Here is a 20451-nt window from a genome sequence, read left to right as displayed (position 1 = left end):
ATGAGCCAGACAAACCTGATCCAGACCGACCGCTTCACCCTGAGCGAAACCGGCCGCTCGGCCATCGAGCACGAGCTGCACCACTACGAAGATCCACGCGCGGCCTCCATCGAAGCGCTGAAGATCGTCCAGAAGGAACATGGCTGGGTGCCGGATGGCGCCATCTACGCGATCGCCGAAGTGCTGGGTATTCCAGCCAGCGATGTAGAAGGCGTGGCCACCTTCTACAGCCAGATATTTCGAGTGCCGGTCGGCCGCCACATTATTCGTGTATGCGACAGCATGACCTGCTACATCGGCGGCCACGAGTCGGTGCTGGCCGCGATCCAGCAAAAACTGGGTATCGCCAGCGGCCAGACCACCACCGATGGGCGCTTCACCCTGCTGCCGGTGTGCTGCCTGGGCAATTGCAACAACGCCCCGACCCTGATGATCGACGACGACACTTTCGGCAATGTCAGTCCCGAAGGTGTGGCGCAATTGCTGGAGGGCTACCCATGAAACTTACCTCCTTCGGTACGGCCAATCGCACGCCGCGCCAAGAGGAAACCCATCCGCTGACCTGGCGTCTGCGCGACGATGGCGAGACCGTCTGGCTCGACGAGTATCGCCAGAAGAACGGTTATGCCGCCGCGCAGAAAGCGCTGACCGAAATGGCCCAGGCCGATATTGTCCAACAGGTCAAGGATTCCGGTCTCAAGGGGCGTGGCGGCGCCGGCTTTCCCGCCGGTGTGAAATGGGGCCTGATGCCCAATGACGAGTCCATGAACATCCGCTACCTGCTGTGCAATGCGGACGAAATGGAGCCCAACACCTGGAAGGACCGGCTGCTCATGGAACAGCTGCCGCACCTGCTCATCGAAGGCATGATCATCAGTGCCCGCGCACTGAAAGCCTATCGCGGCTACATCTTCCTGCGTGGCGAATATGTCGATGCGGCGCGCATTCTCAATCGCGCCGTCGAAGAAGCCAAGGCGGCGGGCCTGCTCGGCAAGAATATCCTCGGCAGCGGTTTCGACTTCGAACTGTTCGTGCATACCGGTGCTGGCCGCTACATCTGCGGCGAAGAAACCGCGCTGATCAACTCCCTCGAAGGCCGCCGGGCCAACCCCCGCGCCAAGCCGCCATTCCCGGCTGCCGTGGGCGTCTGGGGCAAGCCGACCTGCGTCAACAACGTTGAAACCCTCAGCAACGTACCGGCCATCGTTGCCAACGGCGTGGACTGGTACAAAGCCCTTGCCCGCGAAGGCAGCGAAGACATGGGCACCAAACTGATGGGCTTCTCCGGCAAGGTGAAGAACCCTGGCGTCTGGGAATTGCCCTTCGGTATCACCGCCCAGGAATTGTTCGAAGACTACGCCGGTGGCATGCAGGACGGTTTCCGCTTGAAGTGCTGGCAGCCTGGAGGCGCCGGGACCGGCTTCCTGTTGCCGGAACACCTGTCCGCGCAGATGTTCGCCGGTGGCATCGGCAAGGTCGGCACCCGGATGGGGACCGGCCTCGCGCTGGCAGTGGACGAGCGCATCAACATGGTTTCGCTGCTGCGCAACATGGAAGAGTTCTTCGCCCGCGAATCCTGCGGTTGGTGCACCCCGTGCCGCGATGGCCTGCCCTGGAGCGTGAAACTCCTGCAGGCTCTGGAAAAAGGTCAGGGCCAACCCGGCGATATCGAGACGCTGGAACAGCTATGTCACGGCCTTGGCCCGGGCAAGACCTTCTGTGCCCATGCCCCCGGAGCGGTCGAGCCGTTGGGTAGCGCGATCAAGTATTTCCGCAGCGAATTCGAAGCCGGCATCGCCGGGACGGCACCAGCGGGGCAACCCGAAACGGCGACGGTCAGCGTGTAACGAGTATTTCGCTTGCCGAAGACCGGCTATGGAATTCGGCAATTAAGGCTTTCCTTTAGTCAGTCCCGCTTCGGCGGGTGAGAAGAACGATAATGGCCACTATCCACGTAGACGGCAAAACCTACGAGGTCGAGGGCGCAGACAACCTGTTGCAGGCTTGCCTCACGCTCGGCCTCGATGTTCCCTACTTCTGCTGGCATCCGGCGCTTGGTAGCGTCGGGGCCTGCCGCCAGTGCGCGGTCAAGCAGTACAACGATGAAAACGACACGCGCGGCCGCCTGGTCATGTCCTGCATGACCCCGGTCGCCGACAACAAGACCTGGATTTCCATCGAGGACCAGGAAGCACGGCAATTCCGCGAAAACGTCGTCGAATGGCTGATGACCAACCACCCGCACGACTGCCCGGTGTGCGAGGAAGGTGGCCACTGCCACCTGCAGGATATGACGGTAATGACCGGCCATAATACCCGGCGCTACCGCTTCACCAAGCGTACCCATCAGAACCAGGAGCTCGGCCCGTTCATCGCCCATGAGATGAACCGCTGCATCGCCTGTTACCGTTGCGTGCGCTACTACAAGGACTATGCCGGTGGCACCGATCTCGGGGTTTACGGCGCACATGACAACGTCTACTTCGGACGGGTCGAAGATGGCGTACTGGAAAGCGAATTCTCCGGTAACCTGACCGAGATCTGCCCGACCGGCGTATTCACCGACAAGACCCATTCCGAGCGCTACAACCGCAAGTGGGACATGCAGTTTGCGCCGAGCATCTGCCATGGCTGCTCATCCGGCTGCAACATCAGCCCCGGCGAGCGCTACGGCGAACTGCGGCGCATCGAGAACCGCTTCAACGGTGATGTGAACCACTACTTTCTCTGTGATCGCGGCCGCTTTGGCTATGGCTACGTCAATCGCCAGGATCGTCCACGCCAGCCGCTGGCCGACGGGCAGAAACTCGGCATCGACGAGGCGCTGGACAAAGCCGCCGAACTGCTGCAAGACAAGCGAGTGATCGGCATCGGCTCGCCCCGCGCCAGCCTGGAAAGCAACCATGCCCTGCGCGAGCTGGTCGGTGCGAACAACTACTACAGCGGTATTGCTGCTGGCGAGTTGGACATCCTTCGGTCGAGCCTCGATATCCTGCAGAACAGCCCACTGCCAGTGCCCACGATGCGCGAGATCGAGGATCATGATGTGATCTTCGTGCTCGGTGAGGACCTGACCCAGACCGCTGCCCGCGTCGCGCTTTCCGTGCGTCAGGCAGTCAAGGGCAAAGCCACGGAAATCGCCGCATCGATGAAGATCCAGGACTGGCACATGGCCGCAGTCCAGAACGTTGCCCAGCGCGCGCGCAATCCATTGTTCATCGCCAGCCTCGCAGAAACCCGCCTGGATGATGTGGCCGAGGAATGTGTCCACGCGGCACCGGAAGACCTGGCCCGCCTCGGCTTTGCCGTGGCCAATGCCATCGACAACTTCGCACCGGCGGTCGATGGGCTGGACGATGAAACCAGAGGATTGGTGCAGCGTATTGCCGATGCCCTCCTGGCCGGCAAGCGCCCTCTGATCATTTCCGGTGCTTCGCTGGGCTCGAAAGCCCTTCTCGAAGCGGCGGCCAATATCGCCCAGGCCCTGAAGCATCGCGAGAAAAATGCCTCCATCACTCTCATGCTGCCAGAGGCCAACAGCATGGGTCTGGCATTGTTCGGTGGTGAATCGCTGGATGCCGCGCTCGACAGTCTCACCAATGGCCAGGCGGATGCCGTGGTGATTCTGGAAAACGATCTCTACCGCCGCGCCGACAAGGCCAAAGTGGACGCTGCGCTGAATGCCGCGCAAAGTGTGATCGTCCTCGACCACCAGCAGACGGCGACCACCGCCAAGGCGAACGTGTTGCTGTCGGCGGCCAGTTTCGCTGAAGGCGATGGCACCCTGGTCAGCCAGGAAGGTCGCGCCCAGCGCTTCTTCCAGGTGTTCGACCCGGTCTACTACGCCCCGGAAAACCGTGTCCGCGAGAGCTGGCGCTGGCTGCATGCGCTGCACAGCACCTTGCAGGGCAAGACGGTGGACTGGACCCAACTGGATCAGGTTACCGAAGCCTGCGCCACCAGCCATCCGGTCCTGGCGGCTATCGTGGGTGCCGCACCTAACGCCGCGTTCCGCATCAAGGGGCTGAAACTGGCCCGCGAACCGCACCGCTACAGCGGCCGCACAGCCATGCGCGCCAATCTCAACGTCAGCGAACCGCGGGCCCCGCAGGATATCGACTCGGCCTTTGCCTTCTCCATGGAAGGCTACGCCGGCAGCAGCGAATCTCGTCAGCAAATTCCCTTCGCCTGGTCGCCGGGTTGGAACTCACCACAAGCCTGGAACAAGTTCCAGGCCGAAGTGGGTGGTCATCTACGGGCCGGTGATCCCGGCGTGCGGCTGATCGAACCGAACGGCACGGCGCGCTGGTTCGAGGTGAACGCGCCCTTCCAGACTCGCCATGACCAATTCAAGGCCGTGCCGCTGTATCACTTGTTCGGCAGCGAAGAAATGTCTTCCCGGGCCGCGCCCGTGGAAACCCGTATCCCAACGACCTATGCCCTGCTGGCCAGGGAAGATGCTGCACGGCTCGGCCTGAACGAGGGTGCGAATATCGCCCTCAACGTGACGAACGGCGAACGCCTGGCCGTCACCCTGCGCCTCAGCGACAAGCTCGCACCGGGCCTGATCGGCCTGCCGGTCGGATTGCAAGGGATACCTGCCCTGGTCGCCAGCCTGTCCATCGATTCTGTCGAGGAGGCTGCACAATGAGCTGGTTTTCGCAAGAGGTCATCGATGTACTTGTCCAGATCGGCAAATCCATCGTCATCCTGCTCGCCGTGGTCGTCAGCGGCGCGCTGCTGAGTTGGGTCGAGCGCCGCATGCTGGCGCTCTGGCAGGATCGCTACGGCCCCAACCGGGTCGGTCCGTTCGGTGCCTTCCAGTTGGGCGCGGACATGCTGAAGATGTTCTTCAAGGAGGACTGGACCCCGCCGTTCGCCGACCGGATGATCTTCACCCTGGCACCTGTCATCGCGATGAGTGCGCTGCTGATCGCCTTCGCGGTGATCCCGATCACCCCCACCTGGGGCGTCGCCGACCTGAACATCGGGCTGCTGTTCTTCTTCGCCATGGCCGGTCTCACCGTCTACGCGGTGCTCTTCGCCGGCTGGTCGAGCAACAACAAGTTCGCCCTGCTCGGCAGCCTGCGCGCCTCGGCCCAGACGCTCTCCTACGAGGTGTTCATGGGGCTGTCGCTGATGGGCGTGGTGGCTCAGGCCGGCTCGTTCAACCTGCGCGACATCGTCCATTACCAGATGGAAAACCTCTGGTTCATCATTCCGCAGATCCTGGGTTTTCTGACCTTCTTCATCGCCGGCGTCGCGGTCACTCACCGCCATCCGTTCGACCAGCCGGAGGCCGAACAGGAACTGGCCGACGGTTACCACATCGAATACGCCGGCATGAAATGGGGCATGTTCTTCGTCGGTGAGTACATCGGCATCGTACTGGTCTCGGCGCTGCTGGTAACGCTGTTCTTCGGTGGCTGGCAGGGACCGTTCGGCCTGCTGCCGCAGATCCCGTTCATCTGGTTCGCGCTGAAGACCGCCTTCTTCATCATGATTTTCATCCTGCTGCGTGCCTCGCTGCCACGCCCGCGCTACGACCAGATGATGGCTTTCGGCTGGAAGGTCTGTCTGCCACTGACCCTGGCCAACCTGCTGGTGACCGGCGCGCTGGTTCTGGCTGCCCGGTGAGGAACGAACAATGATCAAGCACTCGATAATCCACCTTCTGCACGGCACCTACACCCAGTTCCGCACATTGTGGATGGTGTTCTCGCATGCCTTTCGCAAGCGCGACACGCTGCAATACCCGGAAGAAGCGGTCTACCTGCCGCCGCGCTATCGCGGTCGCATCGTGCTGACCCGCGACCCCGACGGCGAGGAACGCTGCGTGGCCTGCAACCTCTGCGCAGTGGCCTGCCCGGTAGGCTGCATCGCCTTGCAGAAGGCCGAGAAAGAGGATGGCCGCTGGTACCCGGAGTTCTTCCGCATCAACTTCTCGCGCTGCATCTTTTGCGGCATGTGCGAGGAAGCCTGCCCGACCACCGCAATCCAGCTCACGCCGGATTTCGAGATGGCCGAGTACAACCGCCAGAACCTCGTCTACGAAAAGGAACACCTGTTGATTTCGGGCCCAGGTAAGTATCCGGACTATAACTTCTATCGCGTCGCCGGCATGGCTATCGCCGGCAAGCCCAAGGGGGCCGCGCAGAACGAGGCCGAGCCGATCAACGTGAAAGGCTTGCTGCCCTGAGGAAGAAACGATGGAATTCGCCTTCTATTTTGCTGCCGGCGTGGCTGTACTCGCCACTCTGCGCGTGGTGACCCACACCAACCCGGTCCATGCCCTGCTCTACCTCATCATCTCGCTGCTGGCAGTGGCCATGTGCTTCTTCGCCCTGGGCGCACCGTTCGCCGGTGTGCTGGAGATCATCGTCTACGCCGGCGCCATCATGGTGCTGTTCGTCTTCGTGGTGATGATGCTCAACCTCGGCACTTCGGTATCGAACCAGGAGCATCAATGGCTGCGCCCCGGTACCTGGATCGGTCCGGCCCTGCTGGCGCTGCTGCTGCTGGGCGAGCTGCTCTACGTACTGCTCAGTACCACCGGCAACACCCTGATCACTGGCGATACGGTAGATGCCAAGACCGTCGGTATCAGCCTGTACGGTCCTTACCTGCTGGCAGTCGAGCTGGCTTCCATGCTGCTGCTCGCTGCGCTGGTCGCCGCCTTCCACCTAGGACGCCTCGAAGCTAAGGAGCTGTCATGAACGGCATACCCATGGAGCATGGCCTCGCTCTGGCCGGCGCTCTGTTCAGCCTCGGCCTGCTGGGCCTGATGGTCCGCCGCAACATTCTGTTCGTGTTGATGAGTCTGGAAGTCATGATGAACGCAGCCGCGCTGGCCTTCGTCGTCGCCGGTGCGCGCTGGCTGCAGGCCGATGGCCAGGTCATGTACATCCTGGTGATCACCCTGGCGGCAGCGGAGGCCAGCATCGGCCTGGCGATCCTGCTGCAGCTGTATCGTCGCTTCAACACCCTGGATATTGACGCAGCCAGCGAGATGCGCGGATGAACCTCTTATTCCTGACTTTCCTGTTTCCGCTGATCGGCTTCAGCCTGTTGGCCTTCTCCCGCGGGCGCTGGTCGGAAAACACTTCGGCAACGATCGGCGTCGGCTCCATCGCCCTGTCGGCCTTGAGCAGTGCCTGCGTGATCCTGGACTTCCACGCCAACCCTCCTGCCGGCGGAGCCTATGTGCAGACCCTCTGGCAGTGGATGTCGGTGGATGGCTTCACGCCAAAATTCGCCCTGTATCTGGACGGCCTATCGGTGACCATGCTGGGCGTGGTGACCGGGGTGGGGTTTTTCATCCACCTGTTCGCCTCCTGGTACATGCGCGGCGAGGCTGGCTATTCCCGCTTCTTCGCCTACACCAACCTATTCATCGCCAGCATGCTGTTCCTGGTGCTGGGCGATAATCTGCTGTTCCTCTACTTCGGCTGGGAAGGCGTGGGGTTGTGTTCGTACCTGCTGATCGGCTTCTACTACGCCGATCGCAACAACGGCAACGCCGCACTCAAGGCTTTTATCGTCACGCGGGTCGGCGATGTATTCATGGCCTTCGGCCTGTTCATCCTGGCCATCCAGGTCGGTACGCTGGATATCCAGCAACTGTTGCAACTGGCACCGCAAAAATTCGCCGAAGGCGATCTGTGGATCACCCTGGCGACCCTGGCCCTGGTCGGTGGCGCAGTGGGCAAATCAGCCCAACTGCCGCTGCAGACCTGGCTGGCCGATGCCATGGCCGGCCCGACTCCAGTGTCGGCGCTGATCCACGCAGCGACCATGGTGACCGCCGGCGTCTACCTGATCGCCCGGACCCATGGCCTGTTCCTGCTGGCGCCGGATATCCTCCACCTGGTCGGCATCATCGGTGCGCTGACCCTGCTGATGGCTGGCTGCGCCGCACTGGTGCAGACCGATATCAAGCGCGTCCTTGCCTATTCGACCATGAGCCAGCTCGGCTACATGTTCCTGGCCCTGGGCGTCGGTGCCTGGGACGCGGCGATCTTCCACCTGATGACCCATGCCTTCTTCAAGGCGCTGCTGTTCCTTGCTTCCGGCTCGGTGATCCTCGCCTGCCATCACGAGCAGAACATCCTCAAGATGGGCGGACTGTGGAAGAAACTGCCCCTGGCCTACGCCAGCTTCGTCATTGGCGGTAGCGCCCTGGCTGCCCTGCCGGTGCTTACCGCCGGTTTCTACTCCAAGGACGAGATCCTCTGGGAAGCCTACGCCAGCGGTCATGGCTTGCTGTTCTTCGCTGGCCTGGTCGGCGCCTTCCTGACTTCGATCTATACCTTCCGCCTGATCTACCTCACCTTCCATGGCGAGGCGAAGACCGAAGCCCACAATGGACATGGTTTGGCCCACAGTCTGCCACTGGGTGTGCTGATCGTTCTTTCCACCTTTGTCGGCGCCCTGATCCATCCGCCGCTGGAAGGCGTGCTGCCCGAAAGCATCGGACATGCCGGTGGCGATGCACAGCTGTTCGTCGAGCTGCTCTGTGCTGCCGTCGCCATCTGTGGGGTGATCTTCGCGGCCCTGTTGTTCATCGGTGATCGTAAACGTCTCGACAATCTCGCCCACAGCGAACAGGGGCGCACACTGAGTGCATTGTGGTACGAGGCCTGGGGCTTCGACCGGCTGTACGACAAGCTCTTCGTCAAGCCATTCCTGGCTATCTGCAAGCGGCTCGGGCTCGACCCGATCGACCAAGGCATCGGCCTGATACCGCGCCTGGCACGTGGCGGCCACCTTCTGATGAGCCGCAGCGAGACTGGCCTGGTGCGCTGGTACGCGGCCTCCATCGCCGGTGGCGCCGTGCTGCTGCTCGGCCTCGTTCTGCTCTGATCTGGCAAAGGACTCGACCTCGAATGATTCTGCCCTGGCTCATCTTCATCCCCTTCATCGGCGGCCTGCTCTGCTGGCTCGCCGAACATCGCAACAAGACGCTACCGCGCTGGATTGCCCTCGCGACCATGCTGCTGCTGTCGTTCTTCAGCCTCTGGCTATGGTGGACCGGTGACTACCAGCTCGCCCCGACACCCGGCGCTACCGCCGTCTGGGCCGTGGAGTTCAAGCACGCCTGGATCGAACGCTTCGGCATCAACTTCCATCTGGCACTGGATGGCCTGTCGCTGCTGATGATCATACTCACCAGCCTGCTTGGCCTACTGTCGGTGCTCTGCTCCTGGAAGGAAATCCAGAACCACGTCGGCTTTTTCCACCTCAACCTGATGTGGATTCTCGGCGGCGTGGTTGGCGTGTTCCTCGCCCTTGATCTGTTCCTGTTCTTTTTCTTCTGGGAAGTGATGCTGGTGCCGATGTACTTCCTCATCGCGCTCTGGGGTCACAGTGGCAGTACCGGCAAGAGCCGGATCACTGCAGCGACCAAGTTCTTCATCTTCACCCAGGCCAGTGGCCTGATCATGCTGGTGGCAATCCTTGGCCTGGTGCTGGTGAACTATCAGAACACCGGCGTACTCACCTTCGACTACTCACAGTTGCTGCAGGCCACTTTCTCCGAAGGTGTCGGCTATATCCTGATGCTCGGCTTCTTCGTCGCCTTTGCAGTGAAGTTGCCGGTAGTACCGGTGCATTCCTGGTTACCGGACGCCCACGCCCAGGCACCAACTGCCGGTTCCGTGGACCTGGCCGGCATCCTGCTGAAAACCGCTGCCTATGGCCTGCTGCGCTTTGCCCTGCCACTGTTCCCGGAAGCTTCGGCGCAGTTCGCCCCCATCGCCATGCTGCTCGGTTTGATCGGCATCTTCTACGGCGCCTTCCTGGCGTTCGGCCAAACTGACATCAAGCGCCTGATTGCCTATTCCAGTGTGTCGCACATGGGCTTCGTGCTGATCGGTATCTATTCCGGCAGCCAACAGGCCTTGCAGGGTGCGGTGATCCTGATGCTGGCCCACGGGCTGTCCGCCGCCGGGCTGTTCATCCTGAGCGGTCAGCTCTACGAGCGCCTGCATACCCGCGACATGCGCGAAATGGGAGGACTCTGGTCGCGCCTGCCCTGGCTACCGGCGATCAGCCTGTTCTTCGCCGTTGCCTCACTCGGCCTGCCCGGCACCGGTAACTTCGTTGGCGAATTCCTAGTGCTGATGGGCAGTTTCGCCCATACCCCCTGGGTCATCGTCATCGCCACCTTCGGTCTGGTGGTCGGTTCGGTCTATTCGCTGATCATGATCCACCGCGCCTACTTCGGCCCGACTCGTGCGGAAGGTGGCCTGGCCGGGCTGGATAAACGCGAACTGGTCATGGTGCTGGGTCTGGCCGGCTTGCTGATTCTGCTCGGCGTCTACCCACAACCGATCCTCGATACCTCGGCCGCAACCATGGCTGGCGTCCAGCAATGGATCGGCAGCGCCCTCTCTCAACTGGTTACGGCCCGCTAGCAGCCCAGGATGGACATTCCCGATATGCAATTCACCACATCCCACTTCGCCGCCTTGCTGCCACTGCTGGTTGTCGCCGCCACAGCGATAGTCGTCATGCTGAACATCGCCTGGCGGCGCAACCACTCGATAACCTTCGGCATCTCGGCCATTGGCCTGAACCTGGCACTGCTTTCAGTCATCCCGGCGGTGAAAGCCGCGCCGCAGGCCGTGACCCAATTGCTCCTGGTCGACCGCTTCGCCTGCTACTACATGGCGCTGATCCTGATTGCCACGCTGGCCTGTGTGACCCTGACGCACGCCTACCTGGGCAAACAGCAGAACGAAGGCTTCAAGGGCAACCGTGAAGAACTCTATCTGCTGATGCTGCTAGCCTGTGCCGGTAGTCTGGTCCTGGTCAGCACGGGGCATCTGGCCGGGCTGTTCATCGGCCTGGAACTGCTGTCCGTACCGGTCTACGGCATGGTTGGTTATGTGTTCTTCAATCATCGTTCGCTGGAAGCCGCGATCAAGTACATGGTGCTCTCGGCAGCCGGCTCAGCCTTCCTGCTGTTCGGCATGGCGCTGCTTTACGCAGACAGCGGCAGCCTGGCGTTCTCCGTCATCGGCCAGGCCGAGGCTAGCGAATTGATGCGCCTGGGCATCGGCATGATGCTGGTTGGGCTGGCGTTCAAGCTGTCGCTGGTGCCTTTTCATCTCTGGACCCCGGACGTCTATCAAGGCGCGCCGGCACCCGTTGCGGCGTTTCTGGCAACGGTCAGTAAGGTCGCTGTATTCGCCGTGCTGCTGCGTCTCTATCAGACGATGCCAGCGACGTCCGAAGGTTGGCTGAACACCCTGTTGACCCTGATTGCCATCGCCTCGATTCTGGTTGGTAACCTGCTCGCCCTGCTGCAAAACAGCCTCAAGCGCCTGCTGGGTTACTCCTCCATCGCGCATTTCGGCTATCTGCTGGTGGCATTGATCGCCAGCGATGGCCTGGCAGACGAAGCGGTGGCGGTCTATCTGGCCAGTTATGTGCTGACCAGCCTGGGCGCCTTCGGTGTCGTAACGCTGATGTCGACACCCTTCAAGGAGCAGGATGCCGATTCACTCTACGACTATCGCGGCCTGTTCTGGCGGCGCCCCTACCTGACCGCAGTACTGGCTGCGATGATGCTCTCACTGGCGGGTATTCCACTGACGGCAGGCTTCATCGGCAAGTTCTACGTTATCGCCAGTGGCGTCGAAGGCCATTTGTGGTGGTTGCTGGCTTCTCTGATCGTCGGCAGCGCCATCGGTGTCTTCTACTACCTGCGGGTGATGGTGACACTGTTCCTGATGGCGCCTGGCCTGCATCGCTACGATGCGCCCCTGGCCTGGGGCCAGCAAGCCGGCGGCATCATGCTACTGGCAGTCGCCGTGCTGACCTTCGCGCTGGGCGTCTATCCCCAGCCGCTGTTGGATCTGGTCCAGCACGCAGTGCTCGCGACTTCCCTCTGAAGCCCGCAAGCTCCGGTCGCCAGGCCGGAGCTTGCGCTGTTTCGTTACGCCTGCTGCTTCTGCGCCTGTTCTTCCTTTTCTTTTTCTTTCAACTTATTAGCTGCTTCCTCCTCCGGCGTCAGGTCGATATCGCCGAACAGCGCCCAGGCGGAAATGAACAAGGCGGCAATCAGCGGACCGATGACGAAACCGTTCAGGCCGAAGACCGCCAACCCACCCAAAGTCGAGATCAGCACCAGGTAATCCGGCATCTTGGTGTCTTTGCCGACCAGGATCGGGCGCAGGACGTTATCCACCAGGCCGATCACCAGAATCCCATAGGCAGTCAGGACCACTGCCTTCAGTAAATTGCCGCTCATGAAGAAAAACAGTGCCACTGGAACCCAGACGATGCCTGCCCCGACAGCCGGCAACAATGACAGGAAAGCCATCACCACACCCCAGAGGAAAGCGCCGGGAACATCCAGAATGGCGAAGATGATGCCGCCCAATGCGCCCTGAGTGGCAGCAATGACGATGTTGCCTTTCACCGTCGCCCGAACGACACGGGTGAATTTGCTGAACAAACGGCGCTTCTGTTCATTGTTGAGCGGAACACTGGTATACATCCGCACCACAAGGTCCCGACCATCGCGAATAAAGAAAAACAGGATGTAGACCATGATGAAAAAGGACACCACGAAATCGAAGGTGCCCTGGCCAAAGCTGTAAGCCTGGGTTGCCATGACCTGGCTTATGTGCAAAGCCCCCTCGGCCAGACGCTTGCGGATATTTTCGAAAGTGCCATATCCCGACGTATTCAGCTGCTTCTCCAATACATCGGGCAGCATGCTCTTGAAATTGTGCAGGTATTTGTCGAAATCGACTTGACCATCCTGGATCGCCAGGTACACATCCGAAGCCTGCTGGACCAGCATCGTAGTGATGATGCTCATCGGCAGAACCGCCAGCAGCAGGCATGCCACCAAGGTAGTCATAGCCGTCAGGTTGTCGCGTCCGGGATAGCTCCTCTGCAGCCGCCTCTGCATGGGCGCGAAGATGATCGCCAGAATCACCGCCCAGAACACGGCACCGTAATACGGCAGCAATATCCAGACGAAGGCAATGGAAACGAATATAAGCAAGGCCAGGAAAAATCGTTGTTCCGTCTTTGAATGAGCCATTGGCTGTCCTTGATGTTGTAGTGAAACGCTTCCCCTGCTTAGTCAGCAGCCTCGGATACAGGTGCTGGAAAGCGATGGATTTTCACATCTCTTTGCCCTGGGGCCAGCCCTGAGCGGATAATCGCGCCAGTTGCGAGCGTGGGCCACCGGCCCGGCTTGCGTCGTTCCTTTTCCAGCGAGCCTTGACGTGGAAATCTTCAAAGAATTCACCTTCGAATCGGCACACCGCCTCCCTCATGTTCCCGCAGGCCACAAGTGCGGGCGCCTACATGGTCACTCCTTCCGCGCGGCCATTTACCTCAAGGGTCCGGTCGATCCGGTAACCGGCTGGATTCGCGACTTCAGCGAGATCAAGGAAATCTTCAAACCCCTCTACGAACAGCTGGACCACAACTACCTGAACGACCTGCCCGGCCTGGAAAACCCCACCAGCGAAAACCTGGCCCGTTGGATCTGGCACAAGCTCAAGCCACTGCTACCGGAGCTGTCGCGCATTCGTATCCACGAGACTTGTACCAGTGGTTGCGAATATGCTGGCGAGGATTAAAAGTATAGGTAGTTCAATAGCATAGCAACCCATTAGCATTGGCTGAAGGTAGCTGGGTCAAGCGCCATCCAGCCTATCGCCGAGCATGAAAAAAGCGGCCTTGGCCGCTTTTTTCATATTGCCGGGCTTGCTCAGAGATAAGCATTCTCGCGCTGGCTGTGATCGGTCATGTCGCGCACACCCTTCAAGTCCGGGATACGCTCCATCAGGGTCTTTTCCACCCCCTCCTTGAGCGTCGCATCGACCATGCTGCAGCCCTGGCAACCGCCACCGAATTGCAGTATCGCGACGCCCTCGTCGACGATATCCACCAGACTGACCTGTCCGCCATGCTCGGCGAGGCCAGGGTTTATCTCGGTTTGCAGGTAGTAATTGATGCGCTCCTGGATCGGACTGTCGTCGCTGATCATCGGCACCTTGGCATTCGGTGCCTTGATGGTCAGTTGGCCACCCATGCGGTCGGTGGCATAGTCCACTACGGCATCTTCCAGGAACGGCTCGCTCATCGCGTCGATCCAGGCCGTGAAGTCCTTCAGCGCAATCGCGCAATCGTCGTGCTTCTGCTCACCCGGCTTGCAGTAGGACAGACAGGTTTCGGCATAGGGCGTCCCCGGTTGGGTAATGAAGATCCGGATGCCGATACCCGTGGTGTTCTGCTTGTCGAGCAGATCGGCGAGGTATGCCTGAGCGGATTCGGTAATGCTGATAGCTGTCATGGCAACTCCTTGGAAACTTTCTGGCAGTGTACGCCAATCGACTTGGACGAATAAAGTCCAAGTACCTTACTCGGAAATTACGAAGCTCGCACCAACGGTTCTCTCCTGTTCAGCCAGGACTTGGCGCTCAGGAACAAGCGCTTTTCGAACAGCTCGTAACTGATCCACGACAGCAGCAGAATCAAAGGCATGCAGACGGCGATGATCCAGCGTTGATCAAAACCGAAATACCTGGCCACATACCAACCCGTGGACAGTACCAGCACATGCACGAGATAGACCGAATACGAGCAATCTCCGAGCATCTTCAACGACCTGAGCTTGGACAACCAGGGTTCGAGAGAGATGCAGGCGGCCACGATACAAGCGCTTGGCACTCCCCAGTGCAACAACCGTGCAGAGCGGTCCAGATGCCAGATCGCAGTTGCCGACAAGGCCAGAACAGCCAGTGGCAGCCACAGCCCCGGCTTGATCCAGCCACGTCGATAGCAGATGCCGACGCCGATACCAAATAGAAATTCGTAGACGATGCTGTTGCGATAGAAGTTGCTCAGCCATTCCTGCCGGGCCAGCACCGAGCTGACCAGTACCAGTGCGGCAGCGATCAGCAACGGCCGCAAACGCGCCGGAAAGGTCAGCGACAGCGCGAACAGCAGATAGAAGAACATCTCATAGTTGAGCGTCCAACCGACATTGAGCGTCGGGTACATGCCGAATCCTCCCGGATTCTCGGCCGGGATAAAGAACAGCGACAAGAGGAAATGCCGTACAGCAAAGTCCTGGATCGGCATCACCTCATGGGCATAGACGATGATCAGCGCAGCCAGCGCCGTATACAGCCAGTAAGCCGGCATGATGCGCATGGCCCGGTAGAACAGGAAGCGGCCGATGGGGATGTCCTTGTCCAGGGTCGACAGGTAGATCACAAAACCGCTGATGACGAAGAAAATATCGACCCCGATCGCACCACGTTCGGCCAGGAACCAGCCGATGGCGCTGTCAGCATGGAAATCGAAGAACACTTGCATCACATGATGAAAAACTACCAGCCAGGCTGCCAAAGCGCGCAGCGCCTGTAGCGAAATGAGCATGCTTCTGGATCCTCTCGCAGGGGGTGCCGTCCAGACACTCGTTATTGGAACGAGACCAGCCGACCAACCACAGCAGAAAAATCCCAGGGCCTGTTATCAACCATGCAGGCTCTCACCACTGGGCACGGTTCGGACCGGCCACGGGGAGATGTGGGCCTGCACAAATCATGAAAGTTCAAAAACCTGCGTGCTATTCATCGGTTAAGACCAGGCCTGCAGCGCTTCACTTCATGGCAAACCGGCCGGAAATTCTGCCTTTTGTTATCATCTGAACCCTTTTTCATGCTTTACCCAGGTATTTCCTTCATGTCCAATCGCGCCGCCCGCCTCCAGTCCCTCCAGCAAGCCCTCCAGGAACGCATCCTGATCCTCGATGGCGGCATGGGCACCATGATCCAGGGCTACAAGCTGGAGGAAGGCGATTACCGTGGCCAACGCTTCGCCGACTGGCCGCAGGATGTCAAGGGCAACAACGACCTGCTGCTGCTGACCCGCCCGGACGTGATCCAGGCCATCGAGAAAGCCTACCTGGACGCCGGCGCCGACATCCTCGAAACCAACACCTTCAACGCCACCCAGGTGTCCCAGGCCGACTACGCCATGGAAGCGCTGGTCTACGAGTTGAACGTCGAGGGCGCGCGCCTGGCCCGCGAAGTCGCTGACGCCAAGACCATCGAAACCCCGGACCGGCCGCGTTTCGTCGCCGGCGTGCTCGGCCCGACCAGCCGCACCTGTTCCATTTCTCCGGACGTGAACAACCCCGGCTACCGCAACGTCACCTTCGACGAACTGGTGGAGAACTATCTCGAAGCCACCCGTGGCCTGATCGAGGGCGGCGCCGACCTGATCCTGATCGAGACCATCTTCGACACCCTCAACGCCAAGGCCGCGATCTTCGCCGTGCAACAGGTGTTCGAGGACGATGGCATCGAATTGCCGATCATGATTTCCGGCACCATCACCGACGCCTCCGGACGCACCCTCTCCGGACAGACCACCGAGGCGTTCTGGAACTCGGTACGGCATGCCAAGCCGATCTCGGTCGGCCTCAACTGCGCCCTCGGCGCCAAGGATCTGCGTCCCTACGTCGAGGAACTGGCGACCAAGGCGAACACCTTCGTCTCCGCCCACCCCAACGCCGGCCTGCCGAACGCTTTCGGCGAATACGACGAGACGCCCGCCGAAATGGCCGCGGTGATCGAGGAGTTCGCCGCGGCGGGCTTTCTCAACATCGTCGGCGGCTGCTGCGGCACCACCCCAGGGCATATCAGGGCTATCGCCGAAACGGTTGCCAAGTACCCGCCACGTGCCATTCCGGATATTCCCAAGGCCTGTCGCCTATCCGGCCTGGAGCCCTTCACCATCGACCGCCAATCGCTGTTCGTCAACGTCGGCGAACGCACCAACATCACCGGCAGCGCCCGCTTCGCCCGGCTGATCCGCGAAGAGAACTACAGCGAAGCCCTGGAGGTCGCGCAACAGCAGGTGGAAGCCGGCGCCCAGGTGATCGACATCAACATGGACGAAGGCATGCTGGACTCGAAGGCGGCGATGGTCACCTTCTTGAACCTCATCGCCTCTGAGCCGGACATCTCCCGCGTGCCGATCATGATCGACTCCTCCAAATGGGACGTGATCGAAGCCGGCCTCAAGTGCATCCAGGGCAAGGGCATCGTCAACTCCATCTCCATGAAAGAAGGCATCGAGCCGTTCGTTCATCACGCGAAAATGTGCAAGCGCTACGGCGCCGCCGTGGTGGTGATGGCCTTCGACGAGGCCGGCCAGGCCGACACCGCCGCGCGCAAGCGGGAAATCTGCCAGCGCAGCTACGAGATCCTGGTCAACGAGGTGGATTTTCCGCCGGAAGACATCATCTTCGATCCGAACATCTTCGCCGTCGCCACCGGCATCGAGGAACACAACAACTACGCGGTGGACTTCATCGAAGCCTGCGCCTACATCCGCGACCACCTGCCCTACGCCCTCTCCTCCGGCGGCGTTTCCAACGTATCTTTCTCGTTTCGCGGCAACAACCCGATGCGCGAGGCGATCCACTCGGTATTTCTCTACTACGCGATCCAGAACGGCCTGAGCATGGGCATCGTCAACGCCGGCCAGTTGGAGATCTACGACGAGATCCCGCCGGAATTGCGCGAGAAAGTCGAGGATGTGGTGCTCAACCGCCATCCCGGCGCCACCGAGGCACTGCTGGCCATCGCCGATCGATACAAGGGCGACGGCACGGTCAAGGAGGCCGAGACCGAGGAATGGCGCTCGCTGCCGGTCGGCAAGCGTCTGGAGCACGCACTGGTCAAGGGCATCACCACCTGGATCGTCGAAGACACCGAGGAATACCGCCAGCAATGCAAGCGGCCCATCGAGGTCATCGAAGGCCCGCTGATGAGCGGCATGAACGTTGTTGGCGACCTGTTCGGCGCCGGCAAGATGTTTCTCCCGCAGGTGGTCAAGTCCGCCCGCGTGATGAAGCAGGCGGTCGCCCACCTGATCCCCTTCATCGAGGAAGAAAAAGGCGACAAGCCGGAAGCCAAGGGCAAGATCCTCATGGCCACCGTGAAGGGCGACGTGCACGACATCGGCAAGAACATCGTCGGCGTGGTGCTCGGCTGCAACGGCTACGACATCGTCGACCTGGGCGTGATGGTGCCGGCGGAGAAAATCCTGCAAACCGCCCGCGACGAAAAATGCGACATCATCGGCCTGTCCGGGCTGATCACCCCATCGCTGGACGAGATGGTCCACGTCGCCCGGGAAATGCAGCGCCAGGACTTCTCGCTGCCGCTGATGATCGGCGGCGCCACCACCTCCAAGGCGCACACCGCGGTGAAGATCGAGCCGCAGTACAGCAACGACGCGGTGGTCTACGTGACCGACGCCTCGCGCGCCGTGGGCGTGGCCACCCAGTTACTCTCGAAGGAACTGAAAGCCGGCTTCGTCGAAAAGACCCGCACCGAATACATCGAAGTGCGCGAACGCACCCATAACCGTCGAGCCACCAGTGAACGCCTGAGCTACGCAAAAGCCGTCGCCAACAAGCCGCACTTCGACTGGGCCAGCTACCAGCCAACCGCGCCCTCCTTCACCGGCGTCCGCGTACTGGAAGACATCGACCTCGCCGTGCTCGCCGACTACATCGACTGGACACCCTTCTTCATCACCTGGGACCTGGCCGGCAAATACCCGCGCATCCTCACCGACGAAGTAGTCGGCGAAGCTGCCACTGCACTGTTCAACGATGCCCAAGCCATGCTGAAAAAATTGATCGAGGAAAAATCGATCAAGGCCCGCGCCCTGTTCGGCCTCTGGCCGGCCAACCAGGTACGCGACGACGACCTGGAACTCTACGCCGACAACGGCAGAATACTGGCTACCTTGCACCACCTGCGCCAACAGACCAGCAAACCGGACGGCAAGCCCAACCTGTCCCTGGCCGATTTCGTGGCACCGAGAGACAGCGGCGTAACCGACTATATGGGCGGCTTCATCGTCACTGCCGGCCTCGGCGCCGAGGAGTTGGCCAAGGCCTACGAAGCCCAGGGCGACGACTACAACGCCATCATGGTCAAGGCCCTCGCCGACCGCCTCGCCGAAGCCTGCGCCGAATGGCTGCACGAGCGTGTGCGCAGGGAATATTGGGGCTATGCAGCCGATGAACAGCTCGATAACGAAGCCCTGATCAAGGAGCAATACAAAGGCATCCGCCCCGCCCCCGGCTACCCCGCCTGCCCGGACCACACCGAAAAAGGCACCCTGTTCCAGTTGCTCGACCCGCAAGGCGAAAGCGGCGTCAGCCTGACCGAACACTACGCCATGTACCCGGCGGCAGCGGTCAGCGGCTGGTACTTCGCCCACCCGCACGCGCAGTATTTTGCGGTAGGCAAGATCGACAAGGATCAGGTGGAAAGCTATGCAGTGCGCAAGGGACAGGAACTGACGGAAACCGAGCGGTGGCTGGCGCCGAACCTGGGGTATTAAGGTTGAGATAATGCTTATGAAGGTGGGAAGTGCCTTGCGATTTTCCACCTTTACAATCTTTCAATATTCGTGAAGACGCAAGTCACTGTTCTTTTGGGCGTAGATCATGGTTGTCTTCATATCTGACAGCACGGTAATGCGCTCTTTCATACCTGTCACCAGCGCAATATTGTCTTCCAATGCAGCCAGCAGGTGCTGAGTTTCCTTGCGCGACATTCTGGGTAAAAGCAGAAACATTTCGGTCGACAGTCAACTAAAACAGAAACGTTCTATTTCTGACGCGCCCATTGACTCGGGATGCGCAATTGATGAAAACGAATCTAATCCCGGACCCATTTCACATAAGCCGTTTCGATGCATATGGAATGATAGCGAACATAAGTCTGCTCACGCAGTTGATTCAACAATCTAGGCTTTCCATCCATGGTGTATAACTCCCTTCGATAGCGTCACGACACCGCTGTAAACCCAGCCTAGCTGGGGGCTTGGTAAGAGGATAAGTAATGTTATCAACCACGCCCGTTCGGGGAGTTATATACCAGATGGTGTCTAATAATAGTTAGGCCTCACAGGACAGATGAATGAATCTTGCAGCAGTCGAAATCAAGGCTTTCGTCCCGGCGCGCGACTTTGAAAGTTCCAAAGACTTCTACACCCGGATTGGATTTGAGATTCCGTGGTCGTCAGACGATCTCGCATATGTTCGATACGGTGACACGAGCTTTTTGTTGCAAAAGTTCTATGTGGAAGAGTACACAGCAAATTTCATGATGCACTTCCTCGTTGAGGACGTTGGCGCTTGGTATCAGCACGTCATCAATTTTGGCGTCATCGAAAGGTTTGGCCTCCGAGTTGAGCCGCCTCAAGATCGTCCTTGGGGCTTGCGGGACTTCCCGCTAGTCGACCCAAGTGGAGTCCTTTGGCGTGTCGGCCAGAACATAGGCAGTGAGGCCTAACAATTCCATAAGGAGCTTCCCGTCAACCCGTGGTGCATGACGCCCTTGCCTTAAGCTTTCGGCTTTGTTCTTCCTGTTTTCATTACGT

The 20451-nt window shown here is 60.1% G+C and carries 17 protein-coding genes; 13 read left to right on the top strand and 4 right to left on the bottom strand.

The genetic code is table 11. From position 1 onward, the window contains the following. The 10 genes from nuoE (at position 1) to nuoN (ending at position 11897) form a co-directional block, all read left to right on the top strand. The gene (nuoE, locus tag FHR87_RS10090; RefSeq protein ID WP_183166605.1) at positions 1-501 is read left to right on the top strand and encodes an NADH-quinone oxidoreductase subunit NuoE; all 501 of its coding nucleotides are present in this window, start codon (positions 1-3) and stop codon (positions 499-501) included. Then, the gene (gene nuoF, locus FHR87_RS10085) at positions 498-1847 is read left to right on the top strand and encodes an NADH-quinone oxidoreductase subunit NuoF (RefSeq protein ID WP_183166604.1); all 1350 of its coding nucleotides are present in this window, start codon (positions 498-500) and stop codon (positions 1845-1847) included. The genes nuoE and nuoF overlap by 4 nt, the downstream gene beginning before the upstream one ends. A gap of 92 nt (positions 1848-1939) precedes the next feature. Continuing rightward, positions 1940-4651: an NADH-quinone oxidoreductase subunit NuoG gene (gene nuoG / locus FHR87_RS10080; protein ID WP_183166603.1), complete on the top strand. Its 2712-nt coding sequence runs from the start codon at positions 1940-1942 to the stop codon at positions 4649-4651. Further along, positions 4648-5637, top strand: coding sequence for an NADH-quinone oxidoreductase subunit NuoH (nuoH, locus tag FHR87_RS10075; protein ID WP_183166602.1), 990 nt, complete (start codon positions 4648-4650; stop codon positions 5635-5637). Before nuoG ends, nuoH begins: the two co-directional genes overlap by 4 nt. A gap of 10 nt (positions 5638-5647) precedes the next feature. Next, entirely contained in the window at positions 5648-6199 is a 552-nt protein-coding gene (gene nuoI, locus FHR87_RS10070) for an NADH-quinone oxidoreductase subunit NuoI (protein ID WP_183166601.1), read from the top strand. A gap of 10 nt (positions 6200-6209) precedes the next feature. Next, complete coding sequence (gene nuoJ / locus FHR87_RS10065; protein WP_183166600.1) at positions 6210-6716, top strand: NADH-quinone oxidoreductase subunit J; 507 nt, start codon at positions 6210-6212, stop codon at positions 6714-6716. Further along, the gene (gene nuoK / locus FHR87_RS10060) at positions 6713-7021 is read left to right on the top strand and encodes an NADH-quinone oxidoreductase subunit NuoK (protein ID WP_183166599.1); all 309 of its coding nucleotides are present in this window, start codon (positions 6713-6715) and stop codon (positions 7019-7021) included. The genes nuoJ and nuoK overlap by 4 nt, the downstream gene beginning before the upstream one ends. Then, positions 7018-8862 (top strand): NADH-quinone oxidoreductase subunit L, encoded by a 1845-nt coding sequence (nuoL, locus tag FHR87_RS10055; RefSeq protein WP_183166598.1) that lies wholly within the window; start codon positions 7018-7020, stop codon positions 8860-8862. Before nuoK ends, nuoL begins: the two co-directional genes overlap by 4 nt. Before the next feature lie 23 nt (positions 8863-8885). After that, positions 8886-10415, top strand: a complete 1530-nt coding sequence (nuoM, locus tag FHR87_RS10050) for an NADH-quinone oxidoreductase subunit M (RefSeq protein ID WP_183166597.1) — start codon at positions 8886-8888, stop codon at positions 10413-10415. A gap of 24 nt (positions 10416-10439) precedes the next feature. Next, positions 10440-11897 (top strand): NADH-quinone oxidoreductase subunit NuoN, encoded by a 1458-nt coding sequence (nuoN, locus tag FHR87_RS10045; protein ID WP_183166712.1) that lies wholly within the window; start codon positions 10440-10442, stop codon positions 11895-11897. 44 nt (positions 11898-11941) lie between these two features. Here nuoN and FHR87_RS10040 read toward each other — a convergent pair whose 3' ends face one another. Further along, a complete protein-coding gene (locus FHR87_RS10040; protein ID WP_183166596.1) occupies positions 11942-13060 on the bottom strand; it encodes an AI-2E family transporter in 1119 nt (372 codons plus the stop codon). A 187-nt stretch (positions 13061-13247) separates the two neighbouring features. On the opposite strand from FHR87_RS10040, the gene queD reads away from it, so the two are divergent. Next, on the top strand, positions 13248-13607 hold the full coding sequence (gene queD / locus FHR87_RS10035; RefSeq protein WP_183166595.1) for a 6-carboxytetrahydropterin synthase QueD: 360 nt from the start codon (positions 13248-13250) through the stop codon (positions 13605-13607). A 131-nt stretch (positions 13608-13738) separates the two neighbouring features. On the opposite strand, the gene nfuA is transcribed toward queD, so the two are convergent. Together nfuA and FHR87_RS10025 are read right to left on the bottom strand one after the other, a co-directional pair. Next, complete coding sequence (nfuA, locus tag FHR87_RS10030) at positions 13739-14323, bottom strand: Fe-S biogenesis protein NfuA (protein WP_183166594.1); 585 nt, start codon at positions 14321-14323, stop codon at positions 13739-13741. Positions 14324-14400: 77 nt separating this feature from the next. Next, a complete protein-coding gene (locus FHR87_RS10025) occupies positions 14401-15414 on the bottom strand; it encodes an acyltransferase family protein (RefSeq protein WP_183166593.1) in 1014 nt (337 codons plus the stop codon). Positions 15415-15720: 306 nt separating this feature from the next. Here FHR87_RS10025 and metH point away from each other — a divergent pair, with 306 nt between their 5' ends. Beyond that, positions 15721-19407: a methionine synthase gene (metH, locus tag FHR87_RS10020; protein WP_183166592.1), complete on the top strand. Its 3687-nt coding sequence runs from the start codon at positions 15721-15723 to the stop codon at positions 19405-19407. Between the two features lie 60 nt (positions 19408-19467). On the opposite strand, the gene FHR87_RS10015 is transcribed toward metH, so the two are convergent. Continuing rightward, positions 19468-19623, bottom strand: coding sequence for a hypothetical protein (locus FHR87_RS10015; RefSeq protein WP_183166591.1), 156 nt, complete (start codon positions 19621-19623; stop codon positions 19468-19470). 365 nt (positions 19624-19988) lie between these two features. On the opposite strand from FHR87_RS10015, the gene FHR87_RS10010 reads away from it, so the two are divergent. After that, positions 19989-20363 (top strand): VOC family protein, encoded by a 375-nt coding sequence (locus tag FHR87_RS10010; protein ID WP_183166590.1) that lies wholly within the window; start codon positions 19989-19991, stop codon positions 20361-20363. The last annotated feature ends 88 nt before the right edge of the window (positions 20364-20451 follow it).

Source organism: Azomonas macrocytogenes (assembly GCF_014191985.1).
Taxonomy (GTDB): domain Bacteria; phylum Pseudomonadota; class Gammaproteobacteria; order Pseudomonadales; family Pseudomonadaceae; genus Azomonas; species Azomonas macrocytogenes.
Note: the sequence above shows the minus strand (reverse complement) of the source record. Positions and strands in the feature narration are given on the sequence as shown.

Bases quoted from the DNA above. Each gene is read 5' to 3' on its own strand.
- nuoE (WP_183166605.1), top strand. From the start codon at position 1: ATGAGCCAGACAAACCTGATCCAGACCGACCGCTTCACCCTGAGCGAA.
- nuoF (WP_183166604.1), top strand. From the start codon at position 498: ATGAAACTTACCTCCTTCGGTACGGCCAATCGCACGCCGCGCCAAGAG.
- nuoG (WP_183166603.1), top strand. From the start codon at position 1,940: ATGGCCACTATCCACGTAGACGGCAAAACCTACGAGGTCGAGGGCGCA.
- nuoH (WP_183166602.1), top strand. From the start codon at position 4,648: ATGAGCTGGTTTTCGCAAGAGGTCATCGATGTACTTGTCCAGATCGGC.
- nuoI (WP_183166601.1), top strand. From the start codon at position 5,648: ATGATCAAGCACTCGATAATCCACCTTCTGCACGGCACCTACACCCAG.
- nuoJ (WP_183166600.1), top strand. From the start codon at position 6,210: ATGGAATTCGCCTTCTATTTTGCTGCCGGCGTGGCTGTACTCGCCACT.
- nuoK (WP_183166599.1), top strand. From the start codon at position 6,713: ATGAACGGCATACCCATGGAGCATGGCCTCGCTCTGGCCGGCGCTCTG.
- nuoL (WP_183166598.1), top strand. From the start codon at position 7,018: ATGAACCTCTTATTCCTGACTTTCCTGTTTCCGCTGATCGGCTTCAGC.
- nuoM (WP_183166597.1), top strand. From the start codon at position 8,886: ATGATTCTGCCCTGGCTCATCTTCATCCCCTTCATCGGCGGCCTGCTC.
- nuoN (WP_183166712.1), top strand. From the start codon at position 10,440: ATGCAATTCACCACATCCCACTTCGCCGCCTTGCTGCCACTGCTGGTT.
- FHR87_RS10040 (WP_183166596.1), bottom strand. From the start codon at position 13,060: ATGGCTCATTCAAAGACGGAACAACGATTTTTCCTGGCCTTGCTTATA.
- nfuA (WP_183166594.1), bottom strand. From the start codon at position 14,323: ATGACAGCTATCAGCATTACCGAATCCGCTCAGGCATACCTCGCCGAT.
- FHR87_RS10025 (WP_183166593.1), bottom strand. From the start codon at position 15,414: ATGCTCATTTCGCTACAGGCGCTGCGCGCTTTGGCAGCCTGGCTGGTA.
- metH (WP_183166592.1), top strand. From the start codon at position 15,721: ATGTCCAATCGCGCCGCCCGCCTCCAGTCCCTCCAGCAAGCCCTCCAG.
- FHR87_RS10015 (WP_183166591.1), bottom strand. From the start codon at position 19,623: ATGTCGCGCAAGGAAACTCAGCACCTGCTGGCTGCATTGGAAGACAAT.
- FHR87_RS10010 (WP_183166590.1), top strand. From the start codon at position 19,989: ATGAATCTTGCAGCAGTCGAAATCAAGGCTTTCGTCCCGGCGCGCGAC.